This is a genomic window from Enterovibrio norvegicus DSM 15893 (genome assembly GCF_900115495.1).
GTDB lineage: Bacteria > Pseudomonadota > Gammaproteobacteria > Enterobacterales > Vibrionaceae > Enterovibrio > Enterovibrio norvegicus.
Genome location: NZ_FOWR01000063.1, coordinates 1 through 17,654, shown reverse-complemented (window position 1 = coordinate 17,654; position 17,654 = coordinate 1). Strand labels below are relative to the sequence as shown.

General features: G+C 45.9%; 16 protein-coding genes and 1 pseudogene. 5 read left to right on the top strand and 12 right to left on the bottom strand.

What is annotated here, in order from left to right; genetic code table 11:
* Window positions 1–99 precede the first annotated feature (99 nt).
* On the bottom strand, window positions 100–414 hold the full coding sequence (locus BM082_RS23320) for an ArsR/SmtB family transcription factor (RefSeq protein WP_074928841.1): 315 nt from the start codon (window positions 412–414) through the stop codon (window positions 100–102).
* Window positions 415–527: 113 nt separating this feature from the next.
* Between BM082_RS23320 and BM082_RS23315 the strand changes: the two genes are divergently transcribed.
* On the top strand, window positions 528–1,442 hold the full coding sequence (locus BM082_RS23315; RefSeq protein ID WP_017007764.1) for a permease: 915 nt from the start codon (window positions 528–530) through the stop codon (window positions 1,440–1,442).
* A gap of 95 nt (window positions 1,443–1,537) precedes the next feature.
* Here BM082_RS23315 and BM082_RS25135 read toward each other — a convergent pair whose 3' ends face one another.
* Window positions 1,538–1,705 (bottom strand): hypothetical protein, encoded by a 168-nt coding sequence (locus BM082_RS25135; protein WP_017014869.1) that lies wholly within the window; start codon window positions 1,703–1,705, stop codon window positions 1,538–1,540.
* Window positions 1,706–2,370: 665 nt separating this feature from the next.
* Between BM082_RS25135 and BM082_RS23310 the strand changes: the two genes are divergently transcribed.
* Window positions 2,371–2,700 carry a MaoP family protein gene (locus tag BM082_RS23310; RefSeq protein ID WP_017007762.1) on the top strand — a complete coding sequence of 110 codons (330 nt, stop codon included), beginning with the start codon at window positions 2,371–2,373 and terminating at the stop codon, window positions 2,698–2,700.
* Window positions 2,701–2,773: 73 nt separating this feature from the next.
* Here the strand turns inward: BM082_RS23310 and BM082_RS23305 are convergent, their stop codons facing one another.
* Together BM082_RS23305 and BM082_RS23300 are read right to left on the bottom strand one after the other, a co-directional pair.
* On the bottom strand, window positions 2,774–4,237 hold the full coding sequence (locus BM082_RS23305) for a hypothetical protein (protein WP_017007761.1): 1,464 nt from the start codon (window positions 4,235–4,237) through the stop codon (window positions 2,774–2,776).
* 89 nt (window positions 4,238–4,326) lie between these two features.
* Window positions 4,327–4,497, bottom strand: coding sequence for a XapX domain-containing protein (locus BM082_RS23300; protein WP_017014868.1), 171 nt, complete (start codon window positions 4,495–4,497; stop codon window positions 4,327–4,329).
* Window positions 4,498–4,934: 437 nt separating this feature from the next.
* Here BM082_RS23300 and BM082_RS23295 point away from each other — a divergent pair, with 437 nt between their 5' ends.
* Window positions 4,935–5,360: a hypothetical protein gene (locus BM082_RS23295; protein WP_017014867.1), complete on the top strand. Its 426-nt coding sequence runs from the start codon at window positions 4,935–4,937 to the stop codon at window positions 5,358–5,360.
* Window positions 5,361–5,491: 131 nt separating this feature from the next.
* Here the strand turns inward: BM082_RS23295 and BM082_RS23290 are convergent, their stop codons facing one another.
* The 7 genes from BM082_RS23290 to BM082_RS23260 form a co-directional block, all read right to left on the bottom strand.
* Complete coding sequence (locus tag BM082_RS23290) at window positions 5,492–7,687, bottom strand: immunoglobulin-like domain-containing protein (protein ID WP_074928838.1); 2,196 nt, start codon at window positions 7,685–7,687, stop codon at window positions 5,492–5,494.
* A 421-nt stretch (window positions 7,688–8,108) separates the two neighbouring features.
* Window positions 8,109–9,800, bottom strand: coding sequence for an immunoglobulin-like domain-containing protein (locus BM082_RS23285; protein ID WP_074928835.1), 1,692 nt, complete (start codon window positions 9,798–9,800; stop codon window positions 8,109–8,111).
* 517 nt (window positions 9,801–10,317) lie between these two features.
* Window positions 10,318–10,704, bottom strand: coding sequence for a hypothetical protein (locus tag BM082_RS23280; RefSeq protein ID WP_074928832.1), 387 nt, complete (start codon window positions 10,702–10,704; stop codon window positions 10,318–10,320).
* Window positions 10,705–10,881: 177 nt separating this feature from the next.
* Window positions 10,882–11,562: a 3-oxoacid CoA-transferase subunit B gene (locus BM082_RS23275; RefSeq protein ID WP_074928830.1), complete on the bottom strand. Its 681-nt coding sequence runs from the start codon at window positions 11,560–11,562 to the stop codon at window positions 10,882–10,884.
* Window positions 11,559–12,230: a CoA transferase subunit A gene (locus BM082_RS23270; protein ID WP_074928828.1), complete on the bottom strand. Its 672-nt coding sequence runs from the start codon at window positions 12,228–12,230 to the stop codon at window positions 11,559–11,561. Before BM082_RS23270 ends, BM082_RS23275 begins: the two co-directional genes overlap by 4 nt.
* Before the next feature lie 13 nt (window positions 12,231–12,243).
* Entirely contained in the window at window positions 12,244–13,449 is a 1,206-nt protein-coding gene (locus tag BM082_RS23265; RefSeq protein WP_074928826.1) for an acetyl-CoA C-acetyltransferase, read from the bottom strand.
* A gap of 168 nt (window positions 13,450–13,617) precedes the next feature.
* Window positions 13,618–14,508 carry a LysR family transcriptional regulator gene (locus BM082_RS23260; protein WP_074928824.1) on the bottom strand — a complete coding sequence of 297 codons (891 nt, stop codon included), beginning with the start codon at window positions 14,506–14,508 and terminating at the stop codon, window positions 13,618–13,620.
* A 606-nt stretch (window positions 14,509–15,114) separates the two neighbouring features.
* On the opposite strand from BM082_RS23260, the gene gapS4a reads away from it, so the two are divergent.
* A complete protein-coding gene (gene gapS4a, locus BM082_RS23255) occupies window positions 15,115–16,068 on the top strand; it encodes a GapS4a family protein (protein WP_074928821.1) in 954 nt (317 codons plus the stop codon).
* On the top strand, window positions 16,058–17,167 hold the full coding sequence (gapS4b, locus tag BM082_RS23250) for a GapS4b family protein (RefSeq protein ID WP_074928818.1): 1,110 nt from the start codon (window positions 16,058–16,060) through the stop codon (window positions 17,165–17,167). Before gapS4a ends, gapS4b begins: the two co-directional genes overlap by 11 nt.
* Window positions 17,168–17,317: 150 nt before the next feature.
* On the opposite strand, the pseudogene BM082_RS23245 reads toward gapS4b, so the two are convergent.
* A pseudogene (locus tag BM082_RS23245) lies at window positions 17,318–17,654 on the bottom strand (IS4 family transposase); the annotation flags it as partial.

Genomic DNA, 17,654 nt, shown 5'->3' with positions numbered 1-17,654 from the left:
CTGCTCTATCTGCTCTATCTGCTCTATCTGCTCTATCTGCTCTATCTGCTCTATCTGCTCTTACTCGTCCCTCGCCTCTATTAATCTCGCGATTTACCGTCAGCTTGCTGACGATTCATCCACACAACACTCATCCACACAACACTCATCCTGCAAAAACGCCAATACCGCCTCTAGCTGCTCAAACTGAGGAACACAGTACAACACGCGTCCTTCGCGACGCTGCGTGATCAAGCCTGCTGACATCAAGCTGGAAAGGTGGTGGGAGAGGGTAGAGCCGGGAATGCTAAGATCGTCTTGAACGTCACCGACGGCGATGCCGTTATGCCCAGCGCGTACGAGGCGTCTGAAAATCGTCAAACGGGTAGGGTGTCCCAATTCTTTCAATGCTTTTGCTACTGCGTCCAGTTCCATAAAAACTGTCTCCGAAAAATTAATATTTCGATAATACCAGAAATATCTTGATCTCGTCGCCTGACAAATCTATATTTCGATAATTCCAGAAATACAGATTAAAGTAGATTGTTATGAATACAGACATCATTAGTTCCACCCTCGGTATGTTCGCGTTCCTCGCGGTGGAGATTACCCTTTTGTTTTTAGCGATTAGCTACTTGGTGGGCGTGCTGCAGATGTACATTCCGCCAGCGCGCATTCGCAACATCCTTAGCAGTAAGAACGGTAAAGGCTATTTCATGGCAGCGTTCTTGGGTGCAATCACGCCGTTTTGCTCGTGCTCAACCATTCCTTTCCTCAAAGGGCTGATTCGCGCACAGGCAGGTTTTGGCACCATGATGGTGTTCTTGTTAGCAAGCCCTCTATTGAATCCGATGATCATTGGCTTGTTTGCGGTCACCTTTGGCTTAGAGGTCACCATTTATTACTTCACATCAGCCTTATTGGTGTCAGTGGCTGGCGGTTACTTGCTCGAGAAGTTTGGCTTTGAAAAGTACGTAAAAGAAGAAGCGTATGCTGAACCTGCCGAGAAGGCATCGACCTGCGGTACATCATGTTCAGGCAATGTGAAGCCTGTCAGTAAGTGGCTGAAAATTTGGCAAGACGTGTGGAAAGACTTTAAAAGAGTGCTTCCGTATATCTTGGTAGGTGTGGGGATTGGCTCATTGATTTACGGTGCGATTCCGACTGATTGGATTGCTTCTTTTGCTGGTAATGACAACCCATTCGCAATTCCATTCGCTGCAATAGTTGGCATTCCACTCTATATCCGCGCAGAGGCTGTGATTTTGTTGAGCGCACCGTTAGCAGCGAAGGGTATGAGCATGGGTGCTATCATGGCATTGGTTATCGGTAGTGCAGGCGCTAGCTTAACCGAAGTGATTTTGCTGAAGTCACTCTTCCGTAACCAAATGATTATTGCCTTCCTAGCTGTGGTGCTGGGTATGGCGGTTATCACAGGGTACAGCTACGGCTTCCTGTTCTAAGAACCAGCCATTGACTCACTGAGTATCGAATGGAAAAGTGAGCACTTATAAGCAATAAGCCAGTGATGTGAAGCATCGCTGGCTTTTTCATTTCATTAATCGAACGGGAATTCCTCAGGGGAAGATGAGCGACTTGGACGTGCCTTACGGCGTTCCTTTTTCGCACGTTGTTGAGGACGATCGTCGAATTCTTCGTTGAACTTCGAATTAAACTTCTCTTTTTTGCTGCTGTCTTTATTAAGCCACTGTTCCCACTTGGCCATTTTATTTACCTTGTTCCTGTTTGAGTTACTTTTCACTGTGCCTATCTGTCGTTAAAGACATTCTCTGACAGGCTAAGTCCTTGTCTAAAATAACGTAGCGCCCATGTGTGACGCTATGATGAAATTACAGTGTCAGTACCATGACATCGAATTCACGCCAAGCATAGATCTGGACGACAGAATAAATAAAACGAAAAAATTCATTGCCGTTGATTAAAATATTTTATCGTCATAAACAGAATCACACCTTCATTCTTGGTTTATTAAACATGTAAAGAATTGAACGATAAGAACGTGACAACCATCAGCATGAGGTTAGTGAAAATGGGGGGTATAGCCATTATTGTTCAAGGTTTACTTTGTGTGTCTTAAAACATGGTTGATGGATAGATGAGCAGAGTTTGTTGAGAATTACGCCATATATTGATGTTTTTCACATTGTTACAAAGGCTTACTCTCAAACGTGTCGACCAGATTAATTTTCTCAGCTACCTTACGGATCAAACTCATGAACTATCTAACGCTAAAGACTCGACAGCGCTTTTAATCGTTACTATAAAGCAAGTTGTGAATTAAATTTCTTTATCGTTAGGTCAACAATATTTTTCTTTACACTTTGTGGGTTTAATGAAGAATATTGCGCAAATTTACTAAGGAGCTAAATAATGTTTAGTGGTCAAAGGTTTTTTGATGACAAGCATTTTCCAAAAGGTTTTGCCCGATCTGGTTATTTTACCATCAAAGATGCGCAGCTTTTGGAAACCTGTGGCCGTACTATGAAGGCGCTGTTCGAAGGTACGATGGTTCCACAAGACGAAGAACAGCAGAAATTTGTTGATGAAGTAAACGGTCGCCGCGCTGCTGAGTCTCAGTATTCAATTTGTTGGTTGAAATATCTAAAAGAGATCAACCACAAGCACGTGGTTTACAATCTTTGCTCAACCTCTCGCGGCGGTGCTGCAGAAGATTATTCAGAAGCCGAAGCGGACGAATAAGGTTCATTTGAGCGCAAAAAAAGCGAGCTTTGGGCTCGCTTTTTTATTTTGTCATCAAAACAAATCTACCGTTTTAGGCCAACAAATGTGCCAAGGTATACGGGTGACGAGTCAGGCCAAGCGCTTGTGCAGGTGTGATCCCTTCGCTGTTTTGATTACATAAATTGTTCCATGCTCGGAAAATATCCAGCAGCGGCAGCAAGCCACCTGGGCGCAAACGGCGTCGAGGTTCGTCAATCAGTGAACGAAAATGCTGATGGAAACGTGCTTGGTATTGATAGACAACCTGTGTGCTTGCATCTTGAAGCCACGCTTCTTCACTCCCCGTTTCACGCCCAAGATGGCAAATAGCCTTCGCAGCGGTACCTTCCTGTGTAAAAGCCCAACGATCACGCCACCAACTGAGCAGCATAATATCGATGTTGCTGGCTGCAGAACCCTCAACCCAATGTGCATTTTGCTCAACGTAAATAGGGTGACATGTCTGCGCCATGAGCCTTTCTTTGAAGATACTCATCATGGCAGAACGCATCAGTGGCTCTTGTGGCAAGTATAAGGTGAAGGAATCCCACGATTCCAACAGCTCTTTTAAGCGAAGATATTGCGCATACGCTGTGTATTGCGGGCGAATGAGGCAACCTTTCGATGGATAATCCACACGAATGGGACGCGTGTAGGGGTCTTCCACATTGCTTCTCGACAAGACTTCTTTGTATTTGTCGTTCACTTGCGTTAGCAAATCGCTGCTCTTTTGAAGGTGTATCTCACCGTTCGGGTGAAATGCATCAGGCATCAAGCGTGACGACGCATCAAACACATCTGCCAGGTGATCAGGTTTCTCTTCTGCCGCCGAGTAATTAATGTTTTGCAGCAGAATGTAACCATGCTCGGCATCGCCTGTCGTTAACCACATAACGCCATTGTCACTCTTCGGCTGAAGTGGTACCAGTGATGAAGCAAGCGGTGTGTTGGTCGCCATTTGCAGAAAACGCGCATCTACACTGGCGAGTTTGTTACGACAGCGCGCCGCAATCTGATCCAAGTGGTCGTAAAACGTTTTTGGATTGATGGCCAATTTACGGCAGATCTCTCTGACGGCATACCCGGTAAACAACAAGCCCAGTAGTTTTTGCTGGACGTCGATTTTCGGGTTCGCATTAGACCATTTATCAACAAAGGTTGATTGGCAATGCTTGCAGCGGTAACGCTGGCGTTCACCACTGTAACCAAAGGCATGATAGTGCTCTCTGTGCGTTAACACAGGGAGACCATGCGCAGGGCAACCTTGTGTACTGCACGCCGCGAGATTACCTGAATCCTGCGCTTTGAGGCGCAAATACTCATCCATGACTGCGTGATTGTTTAGGAGAGGAGGAAAAGCGCCACACTCTCGGCATACCAAACTTGGGCGAGATGGATCGGTATCTTGAAGAAGGTAAAACTTCTTATCACTCAATCCAAAGTTTCGACACGCCAATGTTTTACAAAAGTTGAGTTGTAATCCATCTGCCGCGGGCGGTAGCTTCCCTGTAGACACCAGTCCTCCTCGAGTTTTCGGTCGTCGTAAAAAATAGATAGCTGAGAAAAGCCCAGCTTGAACAAATGTCCCTAAGGACGAATTTTGTATTAAGAGAAGAATCGCTCAGCGATGGTTTGATAAGCCATACCACCAAGATAGATACCAACGATCCCCATGATGCCTGAAATAACAGGCGGTGCAGGCAATGGCAGTTTGACTGCGCTGAACAAAAATCCAACAATCACGCCCGCCGCTATGGCTAATAACACTTCACTCATGGGTTCCCTCTTTTTCGTGCTTTGCATTTGCAGATGCAGGTTATCGTTACGGCTTTGTATGTTATTGATGACGACACCGTTAACGTTTCGGTGTCCAGTGTATGGAAGCGACAAACATGATCAGCCGATCTTGATCACAATAAACGGGATCTTATTGTGGTTTCTCGCTGTATGTAACCAATTATGTTGAAAACGAGAGGTTGTGCGAGGGTGCATATGAAGGTGTGATGAGGTGAAGTTCGGCGGGTGATAACCGGCAAAAGAACAGATTGCTCATGGCCAGAAACAAAGTATGTACGGTAAAAATTAGAGTAAAAACGCAGATTTAGCCAAGGTCTGGAGAGTTGTGCAATCCATTACATCATCAATTTCACTTTATTGAATAAAACGAATTGCACTAAGATGCTGACTGAACCATCCAATTTAGGCGAATGTGTATGAAAAAGGTAATTGCTTCTGTTGCTATTGTATTGGCGCTTTCTGGTTGTGAAGAAGCGAACAAGGCGATTGACCAAGCGCAAGAGGCTGCGAACAGCGCGGTTGAGAGTATTCAAGATAAAGTCGACGCTGTCGATTTCAGTGAACTGAACGTCGAAGCCTTTGGCGGCGCGGCTGAATCTGCGAAAGCGTTCGCGGCATCGGTCGAAGAAGCGCTGAATGCAGATTTGACGAATGCAGCCGTGTTTGAGGACATGCAAGACAAGGTGGCGAATTCCTACGCTTGTTTGGTGGATGCAACCTCTGAAAGCACCGCAGAAAAACTGCTTAACCAATTCATGTCTGCGATCGGTAACGAAGACAACCGTTCTTTGATAGAAAAGGGCGTAGAGAAAGCCAAAGCTGCACAAGAGTGCGTGATGTAGTTTCTCTTCCCAATAAAAATTGAGAGTGCATGACGATTATCGTTTCTTGTTTCTCACACAAAAAGGGGAAGCACATGCTTCCCCTTGGTTTAGGTTTATTTAAGTTTTAGCGTCAAACTAACACGCAGAACTTAACGCTGTTCCCACGCATCTGCCCAGTAAAGGCTATCACCCGGCGCATATGACGCATTCGCACACCAGCTGGTGTAAGGCCAAGGCTTACACTCGTAAATGTTGCCATCCACACCTGTCACCATGTCGCCCGCTGCGTAGGCAGTACCAGACACATAGTTAGGGTATTCACCGCCAGGAGGTGGCGTAATCGCCTCATCTTTCACGGTAAATGCTGCGTTTTGCTTCACTGTTGTGCCGCTTTCGGTTTTACCAACAACAGACACGGCATACTGACCCACTTCCACATTGCTCAACGTCAGAGAAACAGCCAACTTACCATCAACGGACACTTGGGTTTCACCGCCAGACACCACCGACGCACCTGTTACTTTGATCTCAGCGGTCATCGCTTGGTTGCTTTCAAGAGAAAGATCGAGCGTCATACTGCCATTGTTGGCTGTGTAAGTGTTTTTCACGCCTGACAGTTTCAGTGTGGCCGTGGGTGTGCCTGTGTCACCACAATCGCTGTCTCCGGTTGCGCGCCAAACACCCCATTCGCCTGTTGTGCCCGGTTCTTCACCGCGCGTCCACCAACCGGCTTGCCAGTTTTTACCTGCGTGGCTAACGATGTCGTCCGTATTGTAAACCGCAGAGGCATCCCACGCGTTTACACAGGTGCTGCCATCGGTAACGGAAATGACACGGTCAACGGTCACGGTCTGCAATGCACTATCAGTGACGCTGTAACTAATGGTGTATTTGCCGAGCACATCGGTATCAATGCTCCCTTCCACGGCCACTTTGTCCGTCAAGTCCCCATCTTCTGCATCAGTGGCTTTTACGCCCGCCATCGCATCGAATTGAGCACCCAATGTTAGTGTTAGTTTTTCTACGCCCGAGAAAACAGGTTTCTGGCTATACACGTCTACAGTACGTGTCGCTTTGGTTTCGTTACCGTCTTCATCGGTCACACTGTAAACCAGCACGTATTGACCTAGGCGAGAAGTATCAACGCTGCCGTCAATCACGATGCTAAAGGTCAGGTCGCCGTCTTCTTTATCGAGCGCTTTTACGCCCGCCATCGCATCGAATTCGTCACCGTGGCGCACACGTGCATCGGTCACGCCGCTGATCACAGGTTTGCCTTCGACTGGTGGTGGAGGCGTTTGGCCGTGAATGAATGGGCCGTAATCTTTGATGAATTGTTCGTTGTATTGGTTGCCTGCTGCGTCGGTGCCCATGTCCCAGTTTACTGACCATGTCATGACACCACGAAGTGGCTGACCTTGGTTACTTAACTGACCAAACGCCGCATACAGCTTGGCAGGATCTTTCACAAAACCGGTTGCCGCTGCATCGTTGCTAGAAGGAATACCGAATACCAGTTTGTCGTGCGGGATCTTGTGGAAGCCGCGCGTACCGTTGATCAACGAATCAGAGATGTAGTAGATGAACTCTTGTTTTAGCGCATCGTTGTTTTGTGCAATCCAGCCCACACCATCAATCCAAATGCCGTCGCCGCCTTGGTTGTAAAACTGTGGGTTGATCCAATCGTAGTAGCCTTCCAACGCCGTAATGTAAGGGACGTATTTGCCGCCTTCAGTCAGATAAGGGAACTCTGGCGCCATGGTAATCAGGAAGTTTTTACCTTGTGCAGCGTAATGGTCTTTCACCATGCGCAGTGCCGCTGGGATAACGATTTGGTTGTCTGCCGCGGTGACTGCCGCTTGTTCTAGGTCGATGTCTAAACCGTCGAAGCCGTAACGGTCGGTAAGACGAATGATTTCGTCCGCGAACGCTTGCTCGTCGCCTGTTTTCAATTCAACGTGTGCGTCTGCACCACCCAGTGCAAGCAACACAGAACGACCTTGACGGTTTAGCTCAGCGATTTCGTTAATGAAATCTTGCTCAGACAAGCCAATCATAGGGTCAAGACGGAAAGTAGGAATGCGGCCTTCTGCGGTGTCAAACACCTTCATGAAAGATACGTCGACCACGTTATACATTGGGTTCACTTCGTCTAACGTCACGCACGGTGCGTTACCGCCTTTGTAACCGGCACCATCACACCAGTTGTGCCAGTAACCCACAACAACGCCACCTTCGGGGTTGACCATGTCATTACCATTCACCGCAGACACCGCGGCGTGAGAAGAAAAGCTCGTTAAGCCTAAAAAGAGCGCAGCACAAATTGCATTTGGTTTAAACGTCATGGCCGTTTTAATCCTTATAAAAGAAGAGACAGGTATTTTCGTCAGTAAGTTACGGGATGTTTTTTTAAGACATAAGCGAAATCTATGTCTGCTTTTTTTACATGGAAGTACGATCACTCCTTGTTCATTTTTTCGACAAGGAAATACAAAGTTATTCAATGTAACTCACTGAAATTTTGCGCGAATTGTAGGGTCGAGATACGGGTGAAATATCAGGGGAATGACGAAAATACGTCAGGGGAATGTCAGGAGTCTCAGTGTTGAACAATAAAAAGACAGGTGTGTAGTGCGTTTCCAGACAGTGGTGTATTTAAATATTTACCTCGATTTTTATTTGAGCTGCAGGAGAAAAAAGTGCCGATTTGCATCGGCACTTTGATTCAACGTAGTCGGTTACTGTATGTGTTTTATGATACTTGGATTAGCAGCCGTTATTATTTACTAACGTCCAAACCCCCCACTGTCCTGTCGTGCCTGGCTCTTCGCCTTTGGTCCACCAACCTGCTTTCCAGCTTTGATTGTTGTGGCTCACAATGTCATTAGCGAAGTAAACGGTTCCTGAATCCCACGCATTTGCACAGGTGTTTGTATCAACAACTGTTACAACACGATTTGCCGTTACCGTATTTGAGGCGCTGTCAGTAACACGATAGGTGAGGGTGTAGTCACCCAGTAGGGCAGTGTTTACCTGACCTTCAACGGTAATTGAACCTGTTAAATCACCATCTTGTACATCAGAGGCTGAAACCCCAGAAAGTGGATCAAACGCTGCGCCAAGTGTGATTGGTGTGTCGGCGAGGCCAGTGAAAACAGGAACGTCGTTGAACACGTCGATGACGCGAGTTTTGACCGTCTCGTTAAGGTCAGAATCCTGCACGCGATAGGTCAGTACATATTGACCCGCGAAGAATGTATCGATGTTTCCTTCAACAAAAATGCTCGACGTCAGATCGCCGTCTTCTTTATCGTTAGCACTAACATCGGCCAATGGGTCAAACAGATCGCCCACTTGCACTCGCACGTTTTCGATGCCTGTGAATACTGGTGCGTTCTTAGGCGGCAAGATCACGTTGTTGTGAATGAAGTCACCATAATCTTTGATAAAGCTTTGGTTGTAGTTTGTGCCTGCCGCATTGGTGCCCATGTCCCAGTTCACAGACCATGTCATCACGCCACGCAGAGGTTGGCCTTGTTGACGCATTTGGTCAAACGCGGCATACAAATCCTTCGGGTTTTGGATGTAGCCAGTGGCGGCGGCATCGATGTTAGATGGAATACCAAACACAAGTTTGTCGTGAGGGATTTTATGAAAACCACGCGTTGCATTCGCCAGTGAATCAGAGATGAAATAGATAAACTCTTGTTTCAGCGCTTCGTTGTTCTGTGCTATCCAACCGACGCTATCGACATAGACGCCGTCGCCACCTTGGTTATAAAACTGTGGGTTGATCCAATCGTAGTAACCTTCCAATGCGGTGATGTAAGGGACATATTTTCCACCTTGCGTGAGGTAAGGAAACTCCGGCGCCATCGTGATCAGGAAGTTTTTACCTTGCGCAGCGTAGTGGTCTTTTACCATGCGTAATGCTGCAGGGATAACGGTTTGGTTGTCTGCTGCTGTTACTGCAGCTTGTTCTAGGTCGATATCAAGACCATCAAAGCCATATTTTTCGGTGACGCGAATGATTTCATCTGCAAAGGCTTGCTCGTCACCCGCCTTCATTTCGACGTGAGCATCTGCACCCCCCAATGCCAGTAAGACACTACGTCCTTGTCGGTTTAGATTGGCAATCTCGTCAATGAAGCCTTGCTCAGACAGGCCGATTTTAGGGTCCAGACGGAAGGTTGGAATTCTACCTTCTGCAACGTCATAGACCTTCATGAACGACACGTTGACTACGTTATAGTCTTTGTTTACTTCATTCAGTGTTATGCAGGGCGCGTTGCCACCCTTGTAGCCGCCTCCGTCACACCAGTTATGCCAATATCCCACCACCACGCCAGCGGTTGGGTTGACCATCACTTCGCCACCGTTTGAAGCCGAGGCATGTGAAGTGAAAGCAGACAGCCCAATGACGAGGGCGGCACATATTGAATTTAGCTTGAAAGTCATCTCAGTGTTTTCCTTTATGGTTTTTGTATTATCTGGTCTTGGCTCAAGAGAGTTGAGCGCGAGAGTCTCAGATATAGGAACACACCAAACCTACCGATTCGTTGGCTGAGATAAAGGCAATTTACGCTTTATTGTCGACCCATGGAGCACTGTTCACAGAGAGGTCATGCATGGTTAATGCGTTTTTCATTAATTACTTAACCTAAGTCTCGATAAAAACAGTTTTTGTACGCAAAAATCCTTGCGATGGATATCTATAAACCTATTTATATATCTGAAATTAATGATTAAAAATTGCGTCACGTATCACTTATATATTAAAGGAGGGAGCGTAAGTTGGAGTTGTGTGTGAGTTTAGCGCTCGCCTTAGGCGTCTAGTAAAAAAAAGGCCAAGAGATGTACGCTTGTAGAAAGCTGTCAGGTTTATGGCGTTGACGTGAATCTTGTTGCTATTGCGATCTGTCTCGACCGCCTTCGTGAAGAAATTCAGATAAGCAATTTTAGCCCTTACTCACCATCACTCAATCGTTTCAAAGTGGAATTTGTATTCACGCACTCCGTCTATTTGAACCCCTTTCTCTCTCAGCTCAAGGTACTGCTTTAGCTTCACGGTTCTGAAATCCATCGCCTTCAGTGCAAGGATTATCCGTAGTTCATCCATTGAGCGTGATTTAGCGTCAGAGCCACACGCACCGCAGACAACATGCGCTTTTTGCTTAAAGCCCACCTTATCCAGCCAGTTCAGTTCTTTGGGTTCTTTTCGTGTGCCACAAAAATAGCATTGATTATCTTGCTTCAATGCTGCCTGTTCCCTTAGCGCTTTAGGGCTTGGCGATTGGGTTGCTGGGGCAGTGTTGGTCTTCTTATTACCACCAAACTTCGCAAATTGAACGACATTAGACATTGGGATTGCTCTTACTCATCAAGGTATATGGCATGTCACGAAACATGATTATTACGCACCTTTATATCCTATTTTCTGAGGACTGAATGAGTCAAATTAATCTAAGCATGCTTGTTCCGTGATGGCCGTGCTTGGGTAGGCGCTCGTGAGCTAGATCTGATGGCTAGCTCATAAACGTCAGTCAGCAGGCAATTGCATCGGCGCTAAGTTGGGTGACACCAAAAGCGTGGCCTCTGTGGCGGCTTGAACGTCTTCGATGGAAAACTCAGGGGCAAGTTCAGTGAGTACCATGCCGCGTTCGCTGATTTCAAATACCCCCATTTCTGTCACGATCAGGTTGACCTGATTTGCGGCGGTGAGTGGCAAAGAGCAATGCTTTAACAGCTTCGGCTGGCCTTTCACGGAATGCTCCATCGCGACAATGACCTTTTTGGCACCGACGACCAAATCCATTGCGCCGCCCATGCCCGGCACCATTTTCCCTGGAATGATCCAGTTGGCGAGGTTGCCCTGTTCATCAACCTGCAGCGCGCCCAATACCGTGGCATCGACATGGCCGCCACGGATGATGGCGAAAGAGTCGGCGCTGTTGAAGTAACACGCCCCGTTTACGGCAGTAATGTGTTGGCCGCCTGCATTCACCAGATCGGCGTCCATGGTGTTTTCACACGCTAATTGATCAATGCCCAGCAGGCCGTTTTCCCCTTGCAGTAACAACTCGACCTCTTTGTCGACATGATTGGCAACCAGTGTGGGTAAGCCAATACCCAGGTTCACCACATCACCGTCTTTCATCTCGCGGGCGACACGCCATGCAATGCGGTGGCGGATGGTGTCTTTATCTAATTGCGCTGTCATTGCATGTCCTCCACCTGAATGTGATCAACAAAGATATGATCGACAAAAATACTTGGGGTATGAACCGCTTCAGGTGCAATGTCGCCAAGCTCTACAAGTTGTTCAGGTTCGACAATGACGGTTTCTGCCGCGGTCGCCATTAACGGGTTAAAGTTCTGGGTGGTTTTGCTGTAAAAGACGTTGCCACGACGGTCGACTTTCGAGCCTCTGATCAAAGCCAAATCGGCTTTTAGCGGTGTTTCCAACAAAAATGGTTGCCCATCGACGTCTATCACGCGTTTGTTTTCCGCGACAATGGTGCCGAGCCCTGTTGGCGTGAGTACGCCGCCTAACCCTGCACCAGCAGAGCGAATGCGTTCCGCGAGCGTGCCTTGAGGAACCAGCTCAACCTCCAGCGTCCCTTCGTTCATTTGCTTGCCCGTTTCAGGGTTCGTCCCAATGTGGGAGGCATACAGCTTTTTCACCCGCTTATCAGCAATCAAACGGCTTGAACCACGGCCGGGAGAACCAGTGTCAGTGGTGATCAGCGTAATGTCTTTGATGTCTTTTTGAATTAAGAGATCGATCAGGCGTTCTGGTGCGCCTGTCGCCATAAAGCCCCCGATCATGATGGTCATGCCGTCATGCAAGAGGTGTTCAATCTGTTGGGCGGTCGCTGCTTTTTTCATGGTGTCCATTCCCTTAGCAACGTTTCAGAATGAGTGCCGTGCCCATGCCGCCACCAATGCACAACGACGCCAGACCATACTCTTGTTGCGTGCGTTGCAGTTGGTATACCAGCGTGGTGACAATACGGTTGCCGGATGCGCCAATAGGGTGACCAAGAGCGATCGCGCCGCCGCTCAGGTTGCTGCGCGCCAACAGCCAGTCTTGTTCGATCTGATGTTCTTCAGCGACTTCTTTGATCACACCAAGCGCTTGAGCCGCAAACGCTTCGTTCAGTTCAAATACCTTGATGTCTTCGATGGTCATTTTGGCCTTGGTCAAGGTGTTGGCGATGGCTGAAACAGGCCCAAGTCCCATCACTTCTGGTGCAATGGCGCCCTGTCCGTATTCCACCAACTCAGCCAATGGGGTGAGGTTGTGACGTTTCACCGCGCTTTCTGATGCCAGCAAAATGGCGGATGCGCCATCGTTAATGCCAGACGCGTTGCCCGCCGTCACGCTGCCTTGTTTGTCGAAGGCTGGTCGCAGCGCTTGAAGCCCTTCAAAGGTGGCGTTTACTTTGGGGTATTCATCGTCTTTGACGTCAAACTGGCGTTTTCGCTCAGTCACCGTGATTGGCGCGATTTCCGCTTCGAAATGACCGTTTTCAATGGCGTTCACGGCTTTCTGTTGGCTCTGCAAGGCAAACTGGTCTTGCGCGTCGCGGCTGATATTGCACTGGGAGGCGATGTTCTCTGCGGTCACACCCATGTGGTAGTGATGGAAAGCATCGGTTAAGCCGTCTTTGATGATGCTGTCTTCCTGCATTTGTTGGCCCATACGAACGCCGCGGCGAATTTGCCCAGAGGTGATAAACGGCGCGTTGGACATGCTTTCCATGCCGCAAGTGAGGACAATTTGTGCATCGCCAGCGCGAATGTGACTCGCACCGTCCATGATGACTTTCATGCCGCTGCCGCAAATCATGTTCAGCGTGTAAGCAGGCACCGTATCTGGAACACCTGCATTGATGGCAGCTTGACGGCCTGGCCCCATACCTGCACCGCCGGTCAGTACATTGCCCACAATCACTTCGTCGATAAGATCCGGCGTGATGTCTACCTGTTCAAGTGCGGCTTTCATCGCATGTGCGCCAAGCTCAACGCCTGACAATGACGCGAGAGACCCGTTAAAGCTGCCGATTGGCGTGCGCTTTGCCGCCACAATATAGATGCGTTCCATGTCACCCGTGCTCCCATGCTTGCGATTGGTGATTTGCTAACTGCTTTCTAGCTTACGGAAGGGAAGTGAGTGGCGATATAGACAGAAATTCAAAGTGGCTTTGCGAAAATGCAAAGCAGGGGGATGAGGTGTGTGAAGCCCTATTAGTAAGGCGTCAGCAAAACGTGGTCAGCAAGGGTTTTCCAGTAAGAAATCCTTAAATTTACTGGCGACAGGTGAGGCCACCGAAGCGGGGTGATAGTAAAGATTCAAACTCCAAGTACTGGTCGTAAAGTCTTGCAGCAAGGGAATAAGCGCACCGTTTTCAACCGCATCTTGGGTGACGAATTGAGGAAGGTAAGCAATCCCCGCACCTTGGGAAACGCCGCGTAATAAGAGGTCGCTGTCGTTCACCTCAATGGTTTTCGGCACTTTCAGTACGATGTTTTCAACGCCTTTTTGGAAGATCCATTCGTTACTGCCCGTGAGTGTGGTCGCGACCAAACAGGCGTGATCCTGCAAATCTTCCGGTTGGGTGGGTAGCCCTTGTTGTTCTGTGTAGTGCGGTGCAGCCACCACCACAAACGGAGAGGCCAACAGTTCTCGTTTGACCAAGAGTAAGTCTTTTTCTCGGTAGCCCTGAAAGCGGGCGTTGGCACTGATCATTAAATCGCTGGTACTGGCATGGTCGAGCGCCCAAGGCGTCACGTTAATATTGAACGTCACTTTCGGGTTGAGTCGGGTGTACTCGGTGATTTTGTCCATCAAATAGTGGTTGGCATAAACAGGCGTGCAGGCAATGTTGATGTGGCCTTTTTCGTTATCCTGAAACCCTGCCAGTTTCTGAGTGACGCGCTCGGCTTTATCGACGATCGGTGAGAATTCCTCATAGAGAGTCTGACCCGCTTGTGTGGCTTCCAATAGGCGGTTAGAACGGTGGCAAAGGGTAGTGCCGAAATGTTGTTCCAAATCTTGTAGCCAGCGGCTTCCCGCAGAGACGGAGACATTAAACTGACGCGCCGCCGAAGAGATAGACCCTGTGCGGATCACGTAGATAAAGAATGCCATTTTATCGAGCATGAAATCTCTCCGAGGCTGTTTAGGTATATGCGAAATCCCTTTGTAAAAGATTCGGTTAACTTTTGCACGTGCGCAACAAGCAGTTTTCAGATTTGGTCAGTTCTTATACCGCAAGTTGCCATTTTTACTTACGACTGTGCCGAGCATCACGAGAAAATAGCGATCGAATGATGGATAGACTTAAAAACAGACCTTGGCAGGTGAGAACAGAGCGTTAGAAAAGAGAACATATATATAGCGGGAACTAATCACATTTGAGCAAGTAATCGCCTCATTTCGACCAAGTTTTTGTTATGCAAAATGCCTGTATAAAATCGCAGTAGAGCGCATATAGTGAAAATTTGTACATTTTTAGTGCGGGATGCCCGACTTTTTCATTCAGACCACAGTTTATGGAGGTTAATTGTCTGATTTAATGAAACTTTATGGTAAATTAGCACAAGTGTACGCGGACTAGTCGGGCGTCCCGATTTTGGAATAAACGGGCAAGTTGCCCGCTAATAAGTTGTTATAAGCACTAATTTCAGTCCTGTATATGCAAATTGTAGTGCAAGCACTGGAGTTAGGATATCATACTGAAAATTACTTGTTAAATTAGAAGGGTTTATGGGTGAGTTGTCGAAAAAGATAGGTGAGCACGGTGAGCGTGTTGTCAGAAGTTTTCTTGACATTATTGGATGGAGTGGCGCTCAGGAAGGGGAATCTCTTACTTGCTCAGAACCTGACAAACACCAACGAAAAAAAGGTACCGTTCGTAATACCCATGGTATAGATCTATTTTATTCGTCAAAATCACAACTTCAGGATTATACGTTAGATAATGTGATAATCTCGGTAAAATACACGTCTAATGCTTACCCTGTTAACCCTAGAACTATTTTCAAAGCACACATTAAAGACTTAGCTCAAACAGTTGAATGTTTTATGTGCTCAGAGTTACGGGCTGATAATAATGAGTCATATGAAATGACAGGAATTAACTCTGCTTGCGATACTGGAGTTTTATTTTGGTTAACTAATGATAAAAGTTCAGACCAAGATGTCATATCAAAGGTGAGTTCAGTCCAACTAGATAGTGAACTTGAATTCGGTGCTATTCATGTTGTTGATAATTCAAAAGCATCATTCATATATGATTCAATTTCTTATGCTAAAAATAGATATAAAGATAGTAAAGTTTACTTTCATTATGCTTTTGGCTCTTCAAATTATAATGACCCAGATATAAAAAAATATGGTTCTATTCTTCCTGTCGAATATCTTACATCAAATATATTACCATTTAGATTAGTTAATAATGACAGTGGCAAAGTTAAGTTTTGTATATCGTGTTCAGAGAACTTCTCGGAGGAATCAATTTCTAGACTTATTTCACTTGCGAGTGATGTATCTTTAGAATTTACGACTGACTTTGTTTTCCTTTTTCCTGATTATGACCCTTTGGATCATGAATCTATTGTAAAAAAGGCTATTCGTTTATTACAAGAGAAATCTAACAATGTAGAAATATCTGTTTTCTCTTATGAAAATGATTTTAGAGGTCTAATTAATGAAAGATAAGAAGTTTGTTTTACCTTATGGTGATGCTTTAAGAGACCTTTTAAATGATCAGGGCGTAACTAAATCTGATTTGAAGTTAATTTTGAGAAGAAGAGGGGTATTTGTAGGAAATGACGAGAAATCTTCCTACATTACGATGCTCTCTCGAACAGGTTTAATGCCTTCTGAATTGATTGAAATTCAGGAGAAGATTCGAATAAAAGAAGAGAATCCTAAATTTCAGACCCAAACTATAAAATGGTCTGGTGGGGATAAGAACCTATTACAGTCTGTTCCAAAAGCATATGATATTAATAAATTAATATCTAAACCTTTTTCAAACTACAAGGTACTTGGTGCGCCAAGCTTCAAAGCTGTCGATGGTGATAAAGATCATGTAGAGTTATCTTTCAATGTTGAAAGATATGATTATACAAAAAGTTGGGATAAAAATAGATCTCAATTTTCAGGGAAAGTTAGGTTTAAGAAAGGTGTTGATAATATAGATATTTGTATCAACTTATCACATACTTCACCTCAAACTAAAGAAGTAGCTAATTTAATTGCTAAAGATATTGTCAACACATTCAAAAGTAATGGGTTAGTTGACAATAAGGAATCGATAAAAAAAATCAGGTTTAATGATTTTACTAATGATTCAAGAATTCAATTCTTAAAAGATTTAAGTCAGAGACAGTTTGAGAATGAGTTATTATTTAAAGACACCAAAGATATAGGTTTTCGTCCTGATAAAAGTAAAGATCTTCCTGAGGATATATCTTGGATGCAAGAAAAAGTTTCAAATTTAATATTGCAAGGTAAAAATCTACATTCAACATTTTTCATACATAATAAATCTTATCATCAGTACATTCAGATGCACCGTGTTGATGCTGACTATAGCTTTGACTATAAAGATTATTCTGGCACATGTCGTATGTCATTCGACTTTCCTGACTTGATAACCAAGGAAAATCAGGGGGCAGAATTAATTATTAAAGTTGTAAATTTAAGATTTAAAAGTAAAAATGTATCAATATCGACAAGTAAATTAAAGGAAATGCTACTCACTCACTTGGAACCCGCAAAACTAGAGTTGTTTGAAAGGCTCTCAAAATAAGTAATATAATAAACGTGCTTATAACAAATGCATCAACACGATTTACTACACTCGGCATCTCAGGTTGTCGGGTGTTTCTTGTTTTAAGGCGTCAAATTCAAGTATGAATGCATAGTAGTAAACGTGTTATGCCAGCGCTGAAGGATCCCCTCATAATTCGCCCAACCCTGACGAATGTGTCAGCCTCTGATATTCGAGCATAGCCCACTGATATTGCTGCTCATTGATGCAATATCGTCGGTGGTTTCTCACCTCTCTCCCTAAACGAGGAATAGAGAGAACACGCCGATGCTTAATGGTGTTGGCTTGAAAGTCGTATTGCCATTTAGCTTTTGTCGCAATCAGACCGTTCCACCACATCAGTACCTCTGCCAGCAGCGCAATTAATAACAAGATGTTGAGGCGCTTGATACAACGGGTTCGGTTATGCCGAAGAGCCAGTCCATATGCGGGACTTTTTAAATCGCGGAACGCTTCCTCTATCTGC